Annotated in this window: 18 protein-coding genes and 1 pseudogene; 12 read left to right on the forward strand and 7 right to left on the reverse strand. The window is 62.9% G+C overall.

The window, feature by feature from the left end:
- Nucleotides 1–189: 189 nt before the first annotated feature.
- The 3 genes from FS767_RS08390 to FS767_RS08400 are packed head-to-tail and all read right to left on the reverse strand — an operon-like array spanning nt 190 to nt 2,560.
- Complete coding sequence (locus FS767_RS08390; protein WP_144964840.1) at nt 190–768, reverse strand: DJ-1/PfpI family protein; 579 nt, start codon at nt 766–768, stop codon at nt 190–192.
- A 51-nt stretch (nt 769–819) separates the two neighbouring features.
- Nucleotides 820–1,977 carry a phosphatidylserine/phosphatidylglycerophosphate/cardiolipin synthase family protein gene (locus FS767_RS08395; RefSeq protein ID WP_144964841.1) on the reverse strand — a complete coding sequence of 386 codons (1,158 nt, stop codon included), beginning with the start codon at nt 1,975–1,977 and terminating at the stop codon, nt 820–822.
- 1 nt (nt 1,978) lies between these two features.
- Nucleotides 1,979–2,560, reverse strand: coding sequence for a YceI family protein (locus FS767_RS08400; RefSeq protein WP_058603260.1), 582 nt, complete (start codon nt 2,558–2,560; stop codon nt 1,979–1,981).
- Nucleotides 2,561–2,766: 206 nt separating this feature from the next.
- Between FS767_RS08400 and FS767_RS08405 the strand changes: the two are divergent.
- Nucleotides 2,767–3,509, forward strand: a pseudogene (locus tag FS767_RS08405) (GNAT family N-acetyltransferase).
- A 35-nt stretch (nt 3,510–3,544) separates the two neighbouring features.
- Nucleotides 3,545–4,297 (forward strand): 1-acyl-sn-glycerol-3-phosphate acyltransferase, encoded by a 753-nt coding sequence (locus tag FS767_RS08410; RefSeq protein ID WP_144964913.1) that lies wholly within the window; start codon nt 3,545–3,547, stop codon nt 4,295–4,297.
- A 36-nt stretch (nt 4,298–4,333) separates the two neighbouring features.
- Here FS767_RS08410 and FS767_RS08415 read toward each other — a convergent pair whose 3' ends face one another.
- On the reverse strand, nt 4,334–4,930 hold the full coding sequence (locus FS767_RS08415; protein WP_144964842.1) for an ACP phosphodiesterase: 597 nt from the start codon (nt 4,928–4,930) through the stop codon (nt 4,334–4,336).
- A 113-nt stretch (nt 4,931–5,043) separates the two neighbouring features.
- On the opposite strand from FS767_RS08415, the gene FS767_RS08420 reads away from it, so the two are divergent.
- A complete protein-coding gene (locus tag FS767_RS08420; protein WP_144964843.1) occupies nt 5,044–6,093 on the forward strand; it encodes an alkene reductase in 1,050 nt (349 codons plus the stop codon).
- A gap of 42 nt (nt 6,094–6,135) precedes the next feature.
- On the opposite strand, the gene FS767_RS08425 is transcribed toward FS767_RS08420, so the two are convergent.
- The 3 genes from FS767_RS08425 to FS767_RS08435 form a co-directional block, all read right to left on the reverse strand.
- Complete coding sequence (locus FS767_RS08425) at nt 6,136–6,966, reverse strand: ATPase (protein ID WP_144964844.1); 831 nt, start codon at nt 6,964–6,966, stop codon at nt 6,136–6,138.
- A gap of 84 nt (nt 6,967–7,050) precedes the next feature.
- Nucleotides 7,051–8,046, reverse strand: a complete 996-nt coding sequence (locus FS767_RS08430) for an NAD(P)-dependent oxidoreductase (RefSeq protein ID WP_144964845.1) — start codon at nt 8,044–8,046, stop codon at nt 7,051–7,053.
- A gap of 50 nt (nt 8,047–8,096) precedes the next feature.
- The gene (locus FS767_RS08435) at nt 8,097–8,987 is read right to left on the reverse strand and encodes a LysR family transcriptional regulator ArgP (RefSeq protein ID WP_144964846.1); all 891 of its coding nucleotides are present in this window, start codon (nt 8,985–8,987) and stop codon (nt 8,097–8,099) included.
- 91 nt (nt 8,988–9,078) lie between these two features.
- Between FS767_RS08435 and FS767_RS08440 the strand changes: the two genes are divergently transcribed.
- The 9 genes from FS767_RS08440 to FS767_RS08480 all read left to right on the forward strand — a co-directional run bounded on the left by FS767_RS08440 (nt 9,079) and on the right by FS767_RS08480 (nt 19,042).
- Nucleotides 9,079–9,678: a LysE/ArgO family amino acid transporter gene (locus FS767_RS08440; protein ID WP_144964847.1), complete on the forward strand. Its 600-nt coding sequence runs from the start codon at nt 9,079–9,081 to the stop codon at nt 9,676–9,678.
- Between the two features lie 250 nt (nt 9,679–9,928).
- Nucleotides 9,929–10,525 (forward strand): superoxide dismutase, encoded by a 597-nt coding sequence (locus tag FS767_RS08445; RefSeq protein ID WP_023534404.1) that lies wholly within the window; start codon nt 9,929–9,931, stop codon nt 10,523–10,525.
- 235 nt (nt 10,526–10,760) lie between these two features.
- Nucleotides 10,761–12,815, forward strand: coding sequence for a bifunctional diguanylate cyclase/phosphodiesterase (locus FS767_RS08450; RefSeq protein ID WP_167338512.1), 2,055 nt, complete (start codon nt 10,761–10,763; stop codon nt 12,813–12,815).
- Nucleotides 12,816–12,966: 151 nt separating this feature from the next.
- Nucleotides 12,967–14,304: an imelysin family protein gene (locus FS767_RS08455; RefSeq protein WP_144964848.1), complete on the forward strand. Its 1,338-nt coding sequence runs from the start codon at nt 12,967–12,969 to the stop codon at nt 14,302–14,304.
- Between the two features lie 137 nt (nt 14,305–14,441).
- On the forward strand, nt 14,442–14,924 hold the full coding sequence (locus tag FS767_RS08460) for a hypothetical protein (RefSeq protein WP_144964849.1): 483 nt from the start codon (nt 14,442–14,444) through the stop codon (nt 14,922–14,924).
- Nucleotides 14,925–14,936: 12 nt separating this feature from the next.
- Nucleotides 14,937–15,323 (forward strand): hypothetical protein, encoded by a 387-nt coding sequence (locus FS767_RS08465; RefSeq protein ID WP_144964850.1) that lies wholly within the window; start codon nt 14,937–14,939, stop codon nt 15,321–15,323.
- A gap of 107 nt (nt 15,324–15,430) precedes the next feature.
- Complete coding sequence (locus FS767_RS08470) at nt 15,431–16,858, forward strand: di-heme oxidoredictase family protein (protein ID WP_144964851.1); 1,428 nt, start codon at nt 15,431–15,433, stop codon at nt 16,856–16,858.
- Nucleotides 16,859–16,877: 19 nt separating this feature from the next.
- Nucleotides 16,878–17,942: an imelysin family protein gene (locus FS767_RS08475; protein WP_058637143.1), complete on the forward strand. Its 1,065-nt coding sequence runs from the start codon at nt 16,878–16,880 to the stop codon at nt 17,940–17,942.
- A gap of 2 nt (nt 17,943–17,944) precedes the next feature.
- The gene (locus FS767_RS08480; protein WP_144964852.1) at nt 17,945–19,042 is read left to right on the forward strand and encodes a DUF1513 domain-containing protein; all 1,098 of its coding nucleotides are present in this window, start codon (nt 17,945–17,947) and stop codon (nt 19,040–19,042) included.
- The last annotated feature ends 16 nt before the right edge of the window (nt 19,043–19,058 follow it).

Here is a 19,058-nt window from a genome sequence, read left to right on the forward strand (position 1 = left end):
AGATCGCCCGCGTAACCAACTACTACAACCTCAACGATTGGGTCGAGCAAGTCGGCTGACCCATGGGCTGATCGGCCGGCGCGTTCTTCTATATCCATTGCGGCAAGATCGCCCGCGTAACCAACTACTACAACCTCAACGATTGGGTCGAGCAAGTCGGCTGACCCATGGGCTGATCGGCCGGCTGGGTCAGAGAATACGGGTGCCTAACACCTTCAAAAACGCCGCCAACCACGCAGGGTGTGCCGGCCAGGCGGGCGCGGTGACCAGGTTACCGTCCACATGGGCCTGGTCCACCGCAATGTCGATATAGATGCCGCCGGCCAAGCGCACTTCGGGCGCGCAGGCCGGGTACGCACTGCACTCCCGGCCTTGGAGCACCCCGGCAGCGGCCAGCAACTGGGCGCCATGGCACACGGCGGCGATGGGCTTGCCTGCCTGGTCGAACGCTCGCACCAGGTCGAGCACTTTCTCGTTCAGGCGCAGGTATTCCGGGGCACGCCCGCCCGGGATCACCAGTGCATCGTAACTTTCGGCGCGGGCCCGGACGAAGTCCTGGTTCAGGGCAAACTGGTGCCCCGGCTTCTCACTGTAGGTCTGGTCGCCTTCGAAGTCGTGGATAGCCGTGCGCACGGTCTGGCCCGCCACCTTTTCCGGGCACACGGCGTGCACGGTATGCCCGACCATGCCCAGCGCCTGGAAGGGCACCATGACCTCGTAGTCCTCGACGTAATCGCCCACCAGCATGAGTATCTTCTTAGCCGTCATCGCATCCACTCCCTCGATTGCCTGTGAACCGTCATTGCACGATAGCTGCGCTCAGTCGCGCCGGTCGAGCACGTTGGCCACCAACCGGTCCAGCCATCCCCAGATGCGCTGTTTGACCCGTCGCCAGAACGGCCTGGCGTTCCAATGCGCCAGGTCAACTTCCTCGCTCAGGGCAAAATCGCGCTCGAAACTTTCGACCACCGCGCTCGTCAGCGGCAGGTCCAATGCTTCTATATTGGCCTCCAGATTGAAGCGCAGGTTCCAATGGTCGAAGTTGCAGGAGCCGATGCTGACCCAATCGTCCACCACCACCATCTTCAGGTGCAGAAAGCACGGCTGATACTCGAAAATACGCACGCCAGCGCGCAGCAGGCGTGGATAGTACCGGTGACCGGCATACCGTACCGAAGGATGATCGGTGCGCGGGCCGGTGAGCAGCAACCGCACATCGACGCCCTTGCCAGCTGCGCGGCGCAGCGAGCGACGCACGCTCCAGGTCGGCAGAAAGTAAGGCGTGGCCAGCCAAATGCGCTGCTTGCCGCTGTTGAGGGCACGTACCAACGAATGCAGGATGTCCTGATGCTGGCGGGCGTCGGCATAGGCCACCCGGCCCATGCCCTGCCCTTGCGCGGGCACCTTGGGCAGGCGCGGCAGGCCGAAGCCCTCGGCAGGGCGCCAGGCGGTGCGGCGATGGTTGGCCTGCCACTGGCGATCGAACAGCAATTGCCAGTCGCTCACCACCGGGCCTTGCATCAGCACCATCACCTCGTGCCATTCGCTGCTGGGCTGGCCCGGTTGCCAGAACTCATCGGTAACCCCGGTACCGCCCACCACCGCCCACTGCTCGTCGACCACCAGCAACTTGCGATGGTCGCGGTACAGGTTGCGCAGCCCGCGTTTCCAATGCAGCCGGTTGTACCAGCGCAGGTAAACGCCGGCATCCAACAGACGTTGCCGCAGCTTGGCGCTCAAGGCCAGCGACCCGTAATAATCGAACAGGCAGCGCACCCGCACCCCGCGGCGGGCGGTCTGTTCCAGCACCTGGACCACAGCCTCGGCGCAGGCCCCGGACTCGACCAGGTACAGTTCCAGGTCGACCTGCTTCTGGGCATGTTCAATGGCCGACAGCATGCGGGGGAAGAATTGTGGCCCATCGATCAGCAGCTCGAACTGGTTGCCATCCCGCCAGGGGAAGACCGGGCCCGGCATGTCAGCGCGCAGTGAAGATCAGTACCGCATTGACCGGTACGGACGGGTTGATTGCCGTAAGGTTGGCGAACTTGCGCAGGGCTTGCAGCCCCGGCATCAGGCCGAAATCCTCGGCGCGCAGCACCAGAGGCTCCAGGGTGACGACCTGGAACCGACGCTCGTCCAGGCGAGTGGCCAACAGCAAGGCGTCGTAGCGATGGGACTGACCGTGCAACGTTACCGTCAGCGGTAGGCGCAACTCGATCTGCGCACCGTTGGCCAGGTCGTTGATCGGGCGCAGATCCAGTTGCGCCTGCACGGTCGCTTCGGCAAACCGTGCGACGTCGAATAACGCGTCACGCATGCGCTCATCACGCAGCGGGACGCCGCTGCTGACCGAATCCATCTCGATACGAAGGCTCGCGGCGCCCTTGCGGTCCACCGTGCCATGCAGCACCAGGAAGCGGTGCACCTGCGCCGCTTCGCCATTGGTGCCGGTGATGAACGACAGGCGAGACGACTCGCCGTCAAGGTGCCAATTGGCATGTGCAGGCAGGCACAACGCAAGCAGCAGTGCAGGCCATAGGCGGAGTGACTTGAGCATGAGGGGTCTCGAAAATGCAGGCGACTCACCTTACCGCGCAGGTCTTTGGCACAGCAAGCGCCAGCACGTTCGCCGCCACGCCCAACCGGCGGGTCATGCAAGCATCATCGAACCTTCATCGCCATGACATCCCGTGTTTCTAGCCTGAACGCGCACATAAAAGCCTACCGGCCACCCTCGCATGGCTGGTTTTATGGAGACTCGTAATGACGCGAATCGCTCATGTTGCCGACACCTGCACCGGACCCCGCCTGCACGCCGAGCGCCTGATGGGTCACGCCGCGTTGCAGGAGGCCCAGGCCCTGCGCTATCAGGTCTTCAGCGAAGCGTTCGACGCAAGGTTCAAGGGTGCCGAGCACGGCCTGGACCAGGACGAATTTGACCCGCACTGCCGCCATATCGGCGTACGCGATGTCACCACCGGACGGCTGGTGGCCACCACGCGACTGCTCGACCACGAGGCGGCCAGCAGCCTGGGCCGCTTCTACAGCGAGGAGGGGTTCAGCCTGCAGGGGCTGCTGCAACTCCAGGGCCCCATCCTGGAAGTAGGCCGCACCTGCGTGGCCGCGCCGTACCGCAACGGGGGCACCATTGCCACGCTCTGGAGCGAGCTGGCCGAAGTACTCAACGAAGGCGGTTATCGCTACCTGATGGGTTGCGCCAGCATCTCGATGCAGGACGGCGGGGTGCAGGCGCATGCCGTCATGCAACGCCTGCGCGAACGCCACCTGTGCACCCTGGACCTGCGTGCCGAACCCCGCAATCCGCTGCCGCCGCTGACGTTGCCGGATAACGTGAGCGCCCAGATGCCGGCCTTGCTCAAGGCCTACATGCGCCTGGGCGCCAAAGTCTGTGGCGAACCGTGCTGGGATGAAGACTTCCAGGTCGCCGATGTGTTCATCCTGCTCAAGCGCGAGGCGCTGCCCGTCACTTCAAGGCCGCTGTGTGAGGGGCCGCCTTCGGCAGGTGGGGCGCCTGGTTCACATGCTGCTGGTGGTGGTGCTGGGGCTGCTGATGGCCAGCCTGCTCGTCATCGGGATACACCTTGGTATCGAAACGTCGCTCGAACGCCGGCAACGCTGGACCCGGCTGTTCATGCGGCGCCTGGTCGCAGCGCTACCCTTCGAAGTCTGCGTGACGGGCAAGCTGCCTAGCACGCCCATGTTGTGGGTCGGCAACCATGTGTCCTGGACCGACATCCCCCTGCTGGGCATGCTGGCGCCTATGTCGTTTCTGTCCAAGGCAGAGGTCCGGCACTGGCCGCTTGCCGGGTGGCTGGCCGAGCAGGCAGGCACCCTGTTCATCAGGCGCGGCGCCAGCGATGGCCAGCAGCTGCGCGTGCAAATCGGCCAGCAGTTGGTCACAGGCCACCCCCTGCTGCTGTTCCCCGAAGGCACGACCACCGACGGGCACCAGCTCAGGACCTTCCATGGGCGCCTGTTGGCGGCAGCCATCGACCAGGGCGTCGCCGTGCAACCGGTGGCAATCCAATACCAGCGGCGGGGCCAGATCGACTCCTTGGCGCCCTTCGTGGGGGATGACGATCTAGTGTCACACCTGCTGCGGTTGCTGGCACAACCTCGCGGCCAAGTGCGCATTCACCTGCTCGAGCCACTGACAAGTCATGGCAAGGGCCGCACGCTGCTGGCGCTCCAGGCCCAGCGTTCGATCCATCAGGCGCTCTACGGCACAACAGAGCCACCGGTACTTCACAGGCCGTGTGCGACCGCTGCCTGAACGCAGCGCCCTGGCGCCAATCACGCAGCAAATCAGTCAATCAACGAGCGGGCCGGCCTGTGCCCGATGGCTGGCAGCGAAGGCTTGTACCAGCGGGTAGAACGCGCGGAAATCATCGAGCAACGGCACGTACAGGCGATCAAGTTCCTCCATGACCCCTGCCAAGCCTTCAGGCCGTGACAAGCGCCGGGCGATCCCGGCGAACACCTGCTCCAGCGTGGCGAAGTCAGCATAGGAGCCCAGCCAGTCAGACTGCGCCATGGAAGGCGCGATGTGGGCCAACCGGCCCGGCAGCGCGGGCTCGGCCAACAGCACCTGATAGAACCCATGGGTGAACTGACGCAGCGGCTGGCGCCCATATTCAGGCCAGTGGCGCGCCAGGCAATGGTCGAAGAAGACGTCCAGCGCAATCCCTGCAAACCGGCGGCGCACCTGCGTAAAACGCGCCAGGGAGGCCAGCACGACAGGGTGTGCGTCGGTGAAACTGTCGATGTGTCGGTGCAGGCGGATGGACGCTTCGATTTGCGGCGCGAACCGCCCTTCCAGCGAGCCTTTGACGAAGTCCCCGTAGAGGCTGCCCAGCAACTGCTGTGGGGCTGGTCCCCCAAGGTGAAGGTGTGCAAGATAATTCATGGCGCCAGTCTATCACTTGCCTGGAATGCATCGCCGCCGAGCGATATACCGTCTGGCTATCTGTTCGGAACACTTAAAGCTTTGCGACTCCCTTTGACTCTCAGGTATCCGTCATGACCACGCTATTCGATCCAATCACCCTGGGCGACCTGGAACTGCCCAATCGCATCATCATGGCCCCACTCACCCGCTGCCGCGCAGACGCCGGCCGAGTGCCGAACGCACTGATGGCCGAATACTACGTGCAACGTGCCAGTGCCGGCCTGATCATCAGCGAGGCGACCTCGGTCAGCCCCATGGGCGTGGGCTACCCGGACACGCCGGGCATATGGAGCGCTGAACAGGTGAGGGGCTGGAACAACGTCACCAATGCCGTGCATGCCGCAGGCGGCCGAATCTTCTTGCAGCTGTGGCATGTGGGCCGCATTTCCCATCCACGCTACCTCGATGGCCAGTTACCGGTCGCACCCAGCGCCATCCAACCCAAGGGGCACGTGAGTCTGGTTCGCCCGCTCAGCGACTACCCCACGCCTCGGGCGCTGGATACCGAAGAGATCAGCGACATCGTCGAGGCCTTCCGCACGGGCGCCGAAAACGCCAAGGCCGCAGGCTTTGACGGCGTCGAGATTCATGGCGCCAACGGCTATCTGCTCGACCAGTTCCTGCAAAGCAGCACCAACCAGCGTACCGACGCGTACGGCGGCTCGCTGGAAAACCGGGCCCGCCTGCTGCTGGAGATCACCGACGCCGTAGTCCAGGTATGGGGAGCGCAGCGCGTCGGGATGCACTTGGCGCCGCGCGCCGATGCCCACGACATGGGCGATGCCGACCGTGCCCAGACCTTCACGTATGTGGCGCGGGAGTTGGGCAAGCGGGGCATTGCCTTCATCTGCTCACGGGAGCGTGACCGCGAAGACAGCCTTGGCCCTGCACTCAAAGCAGCATTTGGCGGCGTCTATATCGTCAACGAAGGTTTTGACAAGGCCAGTGCCAATGCGGCCTTGGCTGATGGCAAGGCTGATGCCGTGGCCTTTGGCGTGCCGTTCATCGCCAACCCGGACTTGCCTGCACGCCTGGCTGGCGATGCGCCATTGAACGAAGCTCACCCGGAAACCTTCTATGGCCAAGGTCCGGTGGGGTACATCGATTACCCACGCCTGTAAGGCCTGAGACAGGGGCCAGGACCCGGCCCCTGTCGTTCCCGGTCAAGGCTTGGCGTTGATCTGCTGTTGCAGGTTCTGCAACTGGCTCTGGACGTTGTTCAGGTTACGGGTCATCTGACCACGAAACGCGTCGAACTCCTGCACCGATGCGCCACCGCCGGCCGTGGTATTGGGGCGGTTGTCCAGCTGGCTTTTGAGCACCAGCACATCCTGCTCCAGGCTTTCGATGGCGGCCTTGGGGTTGCCTTGTTTTTTCAGCGCCGCCACTTCCTCGCTCAGGCTCTTGAGTTGCCCGTCGAGCTTGCCCCCATCGACCTGGCCCGACTTGAGCGCTGCCAACTCGCCGTTCACCGCCTTCAACTGCGCCTGCAACTGCGTTTGCAGTTCGGTCACCGCCCTCTGCTGTTCACGGGTGTCGGCCAGGACCTGCTCCAGGCGCTTGCCAAGGTCCCCGGCCTGGCCCGCCACACCCGCCTGCTGCTTGCCCTGTTCGGCCAGACTGGCCTGCAACTGGCTGATCTGCTGCTTGAGGGCTTCACTGCCACTGTTGCTGGACGAGGCGCTGGCTTCGACCTTGCCGCTGATCGCCTGCAATCGCCCTGCCGCGTCTTCGCTGATGCGCGCGAAGCTCTCCTGGGTGGCGACCAGTTGCTGCTCCATCAGGGAGATCTGCCGATAGCTCCACCACCCTAGACAACCCAGGGCGATGAACGCGGCCACCAGCATCGCCCACAACGGGCCGGTGCTCGGTGGCCTGGCCGCTTGGCGGCGACTGCGCGGGACATGGGCCGCAAGCAACTCATCGTCGTCATCCGGCGTCCCTGCGCGCAAGGCCGGTACATCATCGAAATCATCGCGAGCATCAAAGCGCATGAGCATCCCACCACAGAGGTTGCAAATAAGCGGGATTATAAACCGCGCGCGCAGCCAGGTGATGCCCGACGTCGCGGTGAGCGCTTACCGGCCAGGCGGCTGGTGTTTCCACCAGGTGCAGAATTCGTCCAATGCCGCCCATACGCTAGTGGTGGGCTGGTAGCCCAGGTACTGACTGGCGCGGCTGATGTCCAGGGTAAAATCGCGACTCATCACCTGCATGGCCAGGCGTGACAGCGTAGGCTCCGGCCGCCCCGGCCACAGGGCGCACGCCGCCTCGTTGAGCGCGGCCAGGCCGTAGGCCAGCCCATAGCCTCGGTAGCGGGTGACCTGGGGGAGCTGAAGCTGGCGCAGGACATAGTTGATCACGTCCCATAACGGCAAGGGCTGGCCATTGCTGATGTTGTACGCTTGCCCAAGCGCGCGCCCGTCAGCGAACACTGCGTTGTACAGCGCTTCGTTCAGGTTGTGAACACTGGTGAAGTCAACTTTGTTCAAGCCGTTGCCAATAATTGCCAGCCTGCCTTTGCGTTGCAGGTGCACCAGCCGCGGCAGCAGGCTCGTATCGCCTGCACCGATGACGAAACGTGGGCGCAGCGCCAACACTTCGAGGCCAAACTCCTGGGCGCCGAAAACCTTCTGCTCGGCAATGAACTTGGTCCTGGCGTAGTGATTGGCAAACCGGCCGGGCACCTGATCTTCGCCAATGGCCATGCGTGAACGACCATTGAAGTAGATCGACGGCGAAGACAGGTGCACAAGACGACGTACGTGCTCCTTCAGGCAGCCTTCGACGACGTTCTCGGTGACCATCACGTTGCCCTGGGCGAACGTCTGATAGGGCCCCCAGTGCCCCACAGCACCGGCGCAATGCACTACGGCCTCGACGCCCTGGCAAAGGCGCCGGGCCAACTCCGCGTCGCCAAGGTCGCCAGGGATGAACTGCGCGCCACGCCGCACCAGGTGCTCCACACCTTCGGCACGCCGGCCACTGACCCGCACATCCAGCCCCCGCTCCAGGGCCAGCCGCGCGAAACGCCCGCCGATGAAGCCACTCGCGCCAGTGACCAGAATTCGCATGTAACACTCCGCCTTGCCTGATGTTCAGAAGCCTTTGACGCCCTTCGGCGCTACAACGGCACCAGCCAGTGGTGGGCGCTGTGGCGCAGGTGTTCGGTCAGCTGTGCCAGCAGTTGCCCGCCGTTACGCCAATGATGCCAGTACAACGGTACATCGATCGGGGTATCGCTGCAGATTTCCACCAATTGGCCGCTGGCCAGTTGCTCGCGGGCCTGCAATTCAGGCACCAGCCCCCAACCCAACCCCGCTTCGGTCATGCGCAAAAAGCCTTCGGAAGAGGGGCACAAATGATGCAGAAAACCGTCCTGCATACCTAAGGAGGCCAAGTAGCGGTGCTGTAGAAAATCGTCGGGGCCGTAGACGATTGCGGGCGTGCGGGCCAGGCGGCAGGCATCGAAGCCTTGGGCAAAATGCTGCTTCATGAAGCCAGGGCTGGCCAATGCCCGATAACGCATTGCCCCCAGGGCCAGGCTGCGGGCGCCGGCCACTGGGCGTTCGCTGCCGCACAGGCAGGCGGCAACGTCACCGGCGCGCATGCGCTTGAGACCTACTTCCTGGTCCTCGACTACCAGATCGGTAAGCACCTTGTGCTCGGCACAGAATTGCCCCACTGCGCCGGCCCACCACGTGGCCAGGCTATCAGCATTGAGCGCGATGCGCAGACGTTCCGGCATGCCCCCTTCTTCGAGCGCGGGTACCTGGCGCTGCAAGTCGCGCTCAAGCAGGCGCACCTGCTGCACATGGTTGAGCAATTGCCGGCCTACCTCCGTCGGGCCAGGCGGAGCAATGCGAACCAGTACCGGCTGCCCCACGCGCGCCTCCAGCAACTTGATGCGCTGCGACACGGCCGATTGGGACAGGCCCAGCACCTGCGCTGCACGCTCGAAGCCGCCTTGCTCGACGACGGCAGCGAGGGCCGCGAGCAACTTGTAGTCGAACATCGATTTTCCTAATGACCGGTGAGCTTTATTGATTTTTCTTATAACCCGCAACTTGTCACACTGGCCAGCATCTTTCGAGGAGTCGTCTTCCATGTGGCAGAGTTATCTCAATGGCCTACTGGTCGCCCTGGGCCTGATCATGGCCATTGGCACGCAGAACGCATTCGTTCTGGCGCAAAGCTTGCGCCGCGAGCATCACTTGCCGGTAGCGGCGCTGTGCATCCTGTGTGATGCCCTGTTGGTCGCCGCAGGTGTGTTCGGTCTTGCCACGGCCTTGGCCCATAATCCGACGCTGCTGAGCGTTGCCCGCTGGGGGGGCGCGGTATTCCTCATCTGGTACGGGATCAAAGCCCTGCGCAGTGCCTTCTCCGACCAGAGCCTGCAGCACCAGCAGGGCCAGGGCATGCGTTCACGGCGGGCCGTGCTGCTCAGTGCCCTGGCGGTCACCTTGCTCAACCCCCACGTCTATCTTGACACTGTGCTGCTGATCGGCTCGCTCGGGGCCCAGCAGACGGCGCCAGGGGCCTACGTGGCGGGGGCTGCCAGCGCCTCGCTGGTATGGTTCTCGACCCTGGCGATCGGGGCGGCATGGTTGGCTCCCTGGCTGGCACGGCCAGGCACCTGGCGTCTGCTGGACCTGATGGTGGCCGTGATGATGTTTGCCGTGGCAGCGCAACTGATCTTCAACTGATCAGTCGAGCCCAGGGTGCCAGCGCGCGACGTCCCTGCCCGTCCTGCCTGGAAACGACCGCCACCGGTCGCTGCCCGCCAAGGCACCTGGAACCTCTAATCCCTATGTTTGTTGCGTGGTTATGCGCCAAGGCTTGGTGCTATGATCCAGCCCTTGCGTCGCAAAGAGTACAAACTCGCCGACGCACATAGGGCCGCCCGTGATCGGCCCTGCGCAAACCGCGAACTAGACCTGAATCAGGAGATCTACCATGGCTTTTGAATTGCCGCCGCTGCCCTACGCCCACGATGCCCTGCAGCCGCACATCTCCAAGGAAACCCTGGAGTATCACCACGACAAGCACCACAACACCTATGTCGTGAACCTGAACAACCTGGTACCGGGCACCGAATTCGAAGGCAAGACCCTGGAAGAGATCGTCACCTCTTCGTCGGGTGGCATCTTCAACAACGCCGCTCAAGTGTGGAACCACACCTTCTACTGGAACTGCCTGTCGCCAAACGGCGGCGGCCAGCCGACCGGCGCCCTGGCAGAAGCCATCAACACCGCTTTCGGTTCCTTCGACAAGTTCAAGGAAGAGTTCACCAAGACGTCCGTCGGCACCTTCGGTTCCGGCTGGGGCTGGCTGGTCAAGAAAGCGGATGGTTCCCTGGCGCTGGCCAGCACCATCGGTGCCGGCAACCCGCTGACCAGCGGCGATACCCCGCTGCTGACCTGCGATGTCTGGGAACACGCCTACTACATCGACTACCGCAACCTGCGTCCAAAGTATGTCGAGGCGTTCTGGAACCTGGTCAACTGGGCCTTCGTGGCTGAGCAGTTCGAAGGCAAGACCTTCAAGGCCTGAGTCCAGCACTGTTCTCGAAGCCCGGCCACGTGCCGGGCTTTTTCATGCCTGCTACTGGACGATGCCGCACTTGCTCAGCGTGCATAGCGCGCTAACATCAAATTTCCGGTTTCTTGACGACGCCCCACTCAAGTTACCCAGGGCTTCAACCGATACACTGCTAATGACCGTCCCGTAGTGAAAGGTCATGATTGATGGCAAAATAATGTCATTTGCATGGATTAAGGAACCTCCATTGAAGCTGGAATTGCGTAACAGCTTGTCGGTCAAGTTGCTCAGGGTCGTGCTCCTGGCGGCGCTAGCGGTCGGCGTCGTGCTCAGCTGTGCGCAAATCGTCTATGACACCTACAAGACCCGCCAGGCCGTCAACAATGACGCCCAGCGCATTCTTGACATGTTCCGCGATCCTTCTACACAGGCGGTCTACAGCCTGGACCGTGAAATGGGCATGCAGGTCATGGAAGGTCTGTTTCAGGACGAATCGGTGCGAATGGCCTCCATCGGTCACCCCAACGAAACCATGCTGGCAGAAAAGTCCAGGCCATTGCAGGACATGCCCCTGCGCTGGCTCACCGATCTGATTCTTGGCCAGGAGCGTACCTACACCACGCAGCTGGTAGGCCGGGGGCCCTACAGTGAATATTACGGCGACCTCAACATCACCCTCGACACGGCCGCCTATGGCGAAGACTTTCTGATCAACGCCGTGATCATCTTCATCTCCGGCGTGCTTCGGGCGCTTGCCATGGGGCTGGTGCTGTACCTGGTCTACCACTGGCTGTTGACCAAGCCACTCTCCAAAATCATCGAACACCTCACCCAGATCAATCCAGACCGCCCCAGCCAGCATCAGATCCCACTGATAAAGGGCCATGAAAAGAACGAGCTGGGCCTTTGGGTGAACACCGCCAACCAGTTGCTGGCATCGATCGAACGCAATACCCATCTGCGCCATGAGGCCGAGAACAGTCTGCAGCGCATGGCCCAGTACGACTTCCTCACCGGCCTGCCCAATCGCCAGCAACTGCAGCAGCAACTGGACAAGATCCTGGTGGACGGTGGGCGCCTGCAACATCGGGTGGCCGTGCTCTGTGTAGGCCTTGACGACTTCAAGGGCATCAACGAGCAGTTCACCTATCAGGTCGGCGATCAGCTGCTGCTGGCCCTGGCCGATCGTCTGAGGGCCCACAGCGGACGCTTGGGCGCGCTGGCGCGGCTGGGGGGCGACCAGTTCGCCCTGGTGCAGGCCAACATCGAACAGCCCTACGAAGCGGCAGAGCTTGCACAAAGCATCCTCGATGATCTGGAGGTGCCCTTCGACCTGGACCACCACCAGCAGATCCGCCTGCGCGCCACCATTGGCATCACCCTGTTCCCGGAAGACGGCGACAGCACCGAGAAGCTCCTGCAAAAAGCCGAGCAGACCATGACCTTGGCCAAGGCGCGTTCACGCAATCGCTACCAGTTCTACATCGCCAGCGTGGACACTGAGATGCGTCGGCGCCGCGAACTGGAAAAGGACCTGCGCGAGGCCCTGCCACGCAACCAGCTGTACCTGGTCTATCAACCCCAGATCAGCTATCGCGATCATCGCGTTGTAGGGGTCGAGGCGTTGCTGCGCTGGCAGCATCCGGAACTGGGCATGGTGCCGCCCGATCAGTTCATACCGCTGGCCGAGCAGAACGGCAGCATCATCGGGATCGGCGAGTGGGTGCTGGATCAGGCCTGCCGGCAGTTGCGCGAATGGCACGACCTGGGCTTCAGCGAGCTGCGCATGGCGGTCAACCTGTCCACCGTGCAACTTCACCACAGCGAACTGCCGCGGGTGGTGAACAATTTGCTTCAGGCCTATCGCCTGCCTCCGCGCAGCCTGGAACTGGAGGTGACCGAAACCGGCCTGATGGAGGACATCAGTACTGCGGCCCAGCACTTGCTGAGCTTGCGGCGTTCGGGCGCCCTGATCGCCATCGACGACTTCGGTACCGGGTACTCGTCTTTGAGCTACCTCAAGTCCTTGCCCTTGGACAAGATCAAGATCGACAAGAGCTTCGTGCAGGACCTGCTCGATGACGACGATGACGCGACCATCGTGCGCGCCATCATTCAGTTGGGCAAAAGCCTGGGCATGCAGGTCATTGCCGAAGGCGTGGAAACCGCCGAACAGGAAGCCTACATCATTGCCCAAGGCTGCCACGAGGGCCAGGGCTATCACTACAGCAAGCCGCTGTCGGCCCGGGAACTGACCAGCTTCCTCAGGCAGGCCCAGCGTAATCAGGTTTCCGTGCTCTGAGTGCACACGTGACACGCCGTGACCTGCTTTTACATGAATCGCAGGCTGGACCCTTTACAGCAAATGCAAATCTTTCGCATGATGTGTCGGTTCAGCGTGCCATCGCGCACGATTCACCCACGGTCCAACCACACGACGCAGGAAACCAACAATGATTCGAATGCCCCTGGCCTCTGCCAGTCTGCTGGCCATTGCCATCGCTCTCGCCGGTTGCGGTGAAGGCAAGGACGAAAAGGCCGCCGCGCCGCAAGCCCAGGCTCCCGCTGCCGCCAGCACCCCTGCAGCAACGCCAGGGGCTGTCGACGAAGCCGCTGCCAAGGCCGTGGTCAAGCACTACGCCGAGATGGTCCATGCCGTGTACAGCGACTCGCTGAGCACCGCCAAGACCCTGCAGGCCGCCGTCGACGCATTCCTCGCCACGCCCAACGATCAGACGCTCAAGGCCGCCAGGGACGCCTGGGTCGCTGCGCGCGTGCCTTACCTGCAAAGCGAAGTGTTCCGCTTCGGCAACACCATCATCGACGACTGGGAAGGCCAGGTGAACGCCTGGCCCCTGGACGAAGGCCTGATCGACTACGTCGACGCCAGCTACGAGCACGCCCTGGGTAACCCGGCAGCCAGCGCCAACATCATCGGCAACACCGAGATCCAGGTGGGCGAAGAGAAAATCGACGTCAAGGACATCACCCCCGAGAAGTTGGCCAGCCTCAACGAACTGGGCGGCTCCGAAGCCAACGTCGCCACCGGCTACCACGCCATCGAATTCCTGCTGTGGGGCCAGGACCTGAACGGTACCGGCCCAGGTGCGGGTAATCGTCCGGCGTCGGACTACCTCGAAGGCGAGGGCGCCACGGGTGGCCACAACGACCGCCGCCGCGCCTATCTCAAGGCTGTCACCGACCTTCTGGTCGCCGACCTTGACGAGATGGTGGCCAACTGGGCGCCGAACGTGGCCGACAACTATCGCGCCAAGCTCGAAGCCGAGCCTGCCACCGACGGCTTGCGCAAGATGCTGTTCGGCATGGGCAGCCTGTCGCTCGGTGAGCTGGCTGGCGAGCGCATGAAGGTGTCCCTGGAGGCGAACTCGCCCGAGGACGAACACGACTGCTTCAGCGACAACACCCACTACTCGCATTTCTACGACGCCAAGGGCATTCGCAATGTCTACCTGGGCGAGTACACCCGCCCTGATGGTACCAAGCTGACCGGGCCTAGCCTGTCGTCACTGGTGGCCAAGGCCGACCCTGCTGCCGATGCGACCCTGCGGGCAGACCTGGAAGCCACCGAAGCGAAGATCCAGGTGATCGTCGACCACGCCCTCAAAGGCGAGCACTATGACCAACTGATCGCCGCCGACAACGCCGCCGGCAACCAGATCGTGCGTGATGCGATTGCAGCCCTGGTCAAGCAGACCGGTGCCATCGAACAGGCCGCCGGCAAACTGGGCATCGACAACCTGAACCCCGACACAGCCGACCACGAGTTCTGATCCCACCCTGGTGCGGCACCCGACGCCCGGCCTTGAGCCGGGCGTTTTCATGTCTGCGGCACCGTTTCCTGCTGCCTGGCAGGCCGCCCATCGCCCACTCTGCACGCATCATTCAATCGCCAACAGGGAGGCAGCCAATGCTGCAGATTCTCGATGTTTGGGGAGAGGGCCGGATCGTGCAGCGCATTGAAGGCACGAACCTGATCACAGGATTTCACAATGCCTACAACCTCAACAAAGCCGGCCAGCGTATCTCCAACGGCCCGTTTGCAGGCGGGCCGATCCCCAACCTGATCCTGGTGTACGAGTACGACGCGCCCAAGTTCCCGATCGACGACCATTCCGTTCCCCATGTCACCCTCATGGGCGCGCCGATCACCCACACGGTGGCCGAGGAGATGTGCCGTGTATTGGCAGGGTTAGGCAAGGTCTACCTGTACGACCCCAACGAAACCGACCGACGACTATTCGAAGCCGTGGCCTACGCGCATGGTCTGCAACCTTTGGGTCGCTTCGACCCAGCCGCACTCGAACCGCCCTTCAATGAAATCACATTGCTCGCGGCCTACGTATACCGCGCCCCGAGCGGCCCCCTGCCACGTCCGAGCACTCACCCATAAAGGAGATACACCATGGCCAGCGTTACCTACCTGCGTTCCATTGCCAACAACACGCCTTATACCCTGACACTGATCGATGGAGAGAACCGCAGCCAAAGCCTGGCAATTGGCGCCCAGCACGTCTGGAACGGCTCGCTCGCGGTGCCTTGGATCGGTAAATCCGAAGAGAACTACAAAGCGCTGCGCTTGATTCTGGGGCCAGGTGCAGAGGCCAACATCTGGCTTTTTCAGGATTACTGGCAGCCCGCCCACAAGGATGCGGTCAAATACCTGACCGCCTCGTCCATGGAATATGCCAGCGAGGAAGTGATGGAGGTCCCGGGCGATAACCGCGAAGGCGGTAGCAAGAACCTCATCGTCAGCCTGGTCAACCGCCAGTTCAAACTCTTGATGGCCTGAGCACCTGCTCCGACGATTTCATCCAGCAAACGCAAATTGCTCTTATTCAATGATCCTGGGCCTGATAAGCTTGCACGCCGGATTTTCGTTCAGGCCCAGGATTCTGCATGTCCCTGCCGCTGTTCCGACTTGCCCCTCTGCTGCTGGTCTTTGCCCTCGCCGCCTGTGACGACGCCCCGCGTTTCACCCAGGCCGAGCCGGGCGAAGCGCTGTCAGGTGGCAAGACGACCGTGTTGCGCAGTGACCGCAATGCCTATTCGCTGCCCGCCGCCAACCTCTCCCATGAGCGGCGCCTGGACTTTGCAGTAGGCAACAGCTTCTTTCGCAACCCTTGGGTCATCGCCCCCTCCACCACCACGGCGCGCGACGGCCTGGGCCCCTTGTTCAATACCAACGCTTGCCAGAACTGCCATGTGCGCGACGGGCGCGGCCACCCACCCGCGGCAAATGCCAGCAATGCGGTCGGCATGCTCGTACGCCTGTCGATACCTGACCAACCCTACCTGGCCAAGGTCATCGAACGGCTGGGGGTGGTACCAGAACCTGTATACGGCACTCAGCTTCAGGACATGGCCATCCCTGGCGTAGCGCCTGAAGGCAAGGTGCGCATGACCTACACCGCGCAGACGGTCTCGTTCAAGGATGGCCATCAGGTCGAGCTGCGCATGCCGGCGTTGCAGATCACCCAGCTGGGCTACGGGGCCATGCACCCGGACACGCGCTTTTCGGCCCGCGTGGCGCCACCGATGATCGGCCTGGGCCTGCTCGAGGCGATCCCCGAGGCTGACGTATTGGCCAACGAAGACCCGGACGACCGCAATCGCGACGGGATTCGGGGGCGCGCCAACCGCGTGTGGGACGATGCGTTGGGGCGCACGGTTGTCGGCCGCTTTGGGTGGAAAGCGGGCCAGCCCACTGTGAACCAACAGAACGCGCATGCGTTCGCCGGCGACATGGGCCTGACGACGACATTGCAGCCCAACGACGACTGCACCCAGGCTCAGGTCGAATGCCGCGCCGCGCCCAATGGCGACGGCGTGGCAGGCGAAAAGGAAGTCAGTGACAACATCCTGCGCCTGGTCACCTTCTATACCCGCAACCTGGCCGTGCCGGCCCGTCGGGATGTGGCCAACCCCCAAGTGCTGGCAGGCAAGAACCTGTTCTATGAGGCCGGATGCCAGGGTTGTCACATCCCTCAGTTCACCACCGCCAGCGATGCCGCCGAGCCGGAACTTGCCGGCCAGACCATCCGGCCCTATACCGATCTGCTGCTGCATGACATGGGCCCCGGCCTTGCCGATGAACGAACCGAATTTGCCGCCAACGGCCAGGACTGGCGCACGGCCCCGCTTTGGGGAATCGGCCTGAGCGAAACGGTCAGCGGTCACTCGCAGTTTCTGCATGACGGACGCGCGCGCAACCTGCTCGAAGCGGTGCTGTGGCACGGCGGCGAAGCGCAGGCAGCACGCGATTTCGTCCTTACATTCGATGCCGAGCAGCGCGCTGCCCTGCTGGCGTTTTTGAACTCACTTTAAACATGCACAGGAGCCGGCCATGTTCCGACCCAAACTGTTGTTTACCAGCCTCGCTGCCCTGGCCCTTGGCGCCTGCTCCCCGCAGGATCCGCAGGCCGTCACCTCCGCGGCCATCGCCAAGCAGGTGATCCTGCCCACCTACAGCCGCTGGGTCGAAGCCGACCGCATGCTGGCCGCCAGCGCCCTGGCGTTCTGTGAAGGCAAGGAGACCCTGGAAAAGGCGCGTGCCGATTTCCTCAATGCGCAAAAGGCCTGGGCCGAGCTGCAACCCTTGCTGGTGGGCCCGCTGGCCGAGGGCAACCGTGCATGGCAGGTACAGTTCTGGCCTGACAAGAAGAACCTGGTCGGCCGTCAGGTCGAGCAATTGGTCAATGGGGACAAGCCTGTCGATGCGGCCTCCCTCGCCAAAGCGAGCGTTGTGGTCCGCGGTTTGTCAGCCTATGAATACATCTTGTTCGACAGCAAGCCGGACATCGCCACGGCCGAGCAGAAGGCGCGTTACTGCCCGATGCTGGTGGCCATCGCCGAGCACCAGAAGGGGCTGGCCGAGGAAATCCTCAAGGGCTGGAACAGCACCGAGGGCATGCTCTCGCAGATGACCAAGTTCCCCAACCAGCGCTACGCCGATTCCCACGAAGCCATCGCCGACCTGCTGCGTGCACAGGTAACCGCTTTGGACTCGCTGAAGAAGAAGCTGGGTGCGCCCATGGGGCGGCAAAGCAAAGGCATCCCACAGCCCCTGCAAGCGGAAGCCTGGCGTAGCCACAACTCCATGAATAGCCTCCAGGCCAGCCTCAAGGCGGCCCAGGCGGTGTGGGTGGGTGTGGACAATAAAGGGCTGCGCGGGCTGCTGCCAGGCGACCAGAAGGCGCTTGCGCAAAAGATAGACGATGCCTACGCCAATTCATTGAAGTTGCTGGCTGACAACCAGAAAACGTTGGGCGAGCTACTGGCCGACGATGCAGGTCAGCAGACCCTCAACCAGATCTACGACAGCCTCAACGTCGTGCACCGCCTGCATGAAGGTGAATTGGCCAAGGCGCTTAACATTCAGTTGGGCTTCAACGCCAACGACGGTGACTGATCATGCTGCGACGCCAGGCCTTGAAACTCGGTAGCGTTGTACTCAGTGCCCTCACCTTGGGCGGCTGGAGTCTTCTGCGCAAAAAAGGCAGCGAGCCCCTGCTGCTGTCGGCACGCGACGACGCCGATGGCAAGCATTACGCCGTGGGCTATCGCCTGGACGGCACCCAGGTGTTCAGCACCCAGGTGGCCCAGCGTTGCCATGCCATCATCGATCACCCGGAGCAGCCCATCGCCCTGTTCGTGGCTCGCCGCCCAGGGACTGAAAGCTACCTGGTCGACCTGCGCGACGGGAAGCTGTTGCAGACGGTGGTATCGCCGCCTGACCGGCATTTCTATGGTCATGCCGTGCTGCACAAGGACGGTCAGTGGCTGTACACCACCGAAAACGATACCCGAGACCCTGGCCGTGGCGTGCTGGGGGTCTACCGTTTCGAAGACGAGCGCCTGGTGCGCACCGGCGAGCTCAGCACCCATGGCATTGGCCCGCACGAAGTCGCCTGGCTGCCGGACGGCGAAACGCTGGTGGTCGCCAACGGTGGTATCCGCACCGAGGCCGAAAGCCGAGTGGAGATGAACCTTGATGCCATGGAGCCAAGCTTGGTGCTGATGCAGCGCGACGGCACCTTGTTGAGCAAGGAAACCCTGGCCCAGCAGATGAACAGTGTTCGTCACTTGGCGGTAGCCCGCGATGGCACCATTGCCGCGTGTCAGCAGTTCATGGGGGATGCCTCGGAAACTGCCGAGCTGCTGGCGATCAAACGACCAGGCCAGGCTTTCCAGGCCTTCCCAGTTCCGCACCACCAGTTACAGGCCATGGCCCAATACACCGCCAGCGTGGCCATACACGACGAACTGCGCCTGGTGGCACTGACAGCACCACGGGCCAACCGCCTGTTCGTCTGGGACCTGGACAGCGGCGCGGTTCGTCTGGATGCGCCCATGCCCGACTGTGCCGGCGTTGGCGCGGTGAAGGACGGGTTCGTGGTGACATCGGGCCAAGGCCGCTGCCGGTTCTATGATTGCCGCAAGCACCAGCTCGTCGGCCAGCCCCTGAACCTGCCTTCAGGCTTCTGGGACAATCACCTGCACGTGATCTGAAACGGGCGTCTGGTTG

This window comes from Pseudomonas sp. DE0010, assembly GCF_007680745.1.
Lineage (GTDB): Bacteria > Pseudomonadota > Gammaproteobacteria > Pseudomonadales > Pseudomonadaceae > Aquipseudomonas > Aquipseudomonas parafulva_B.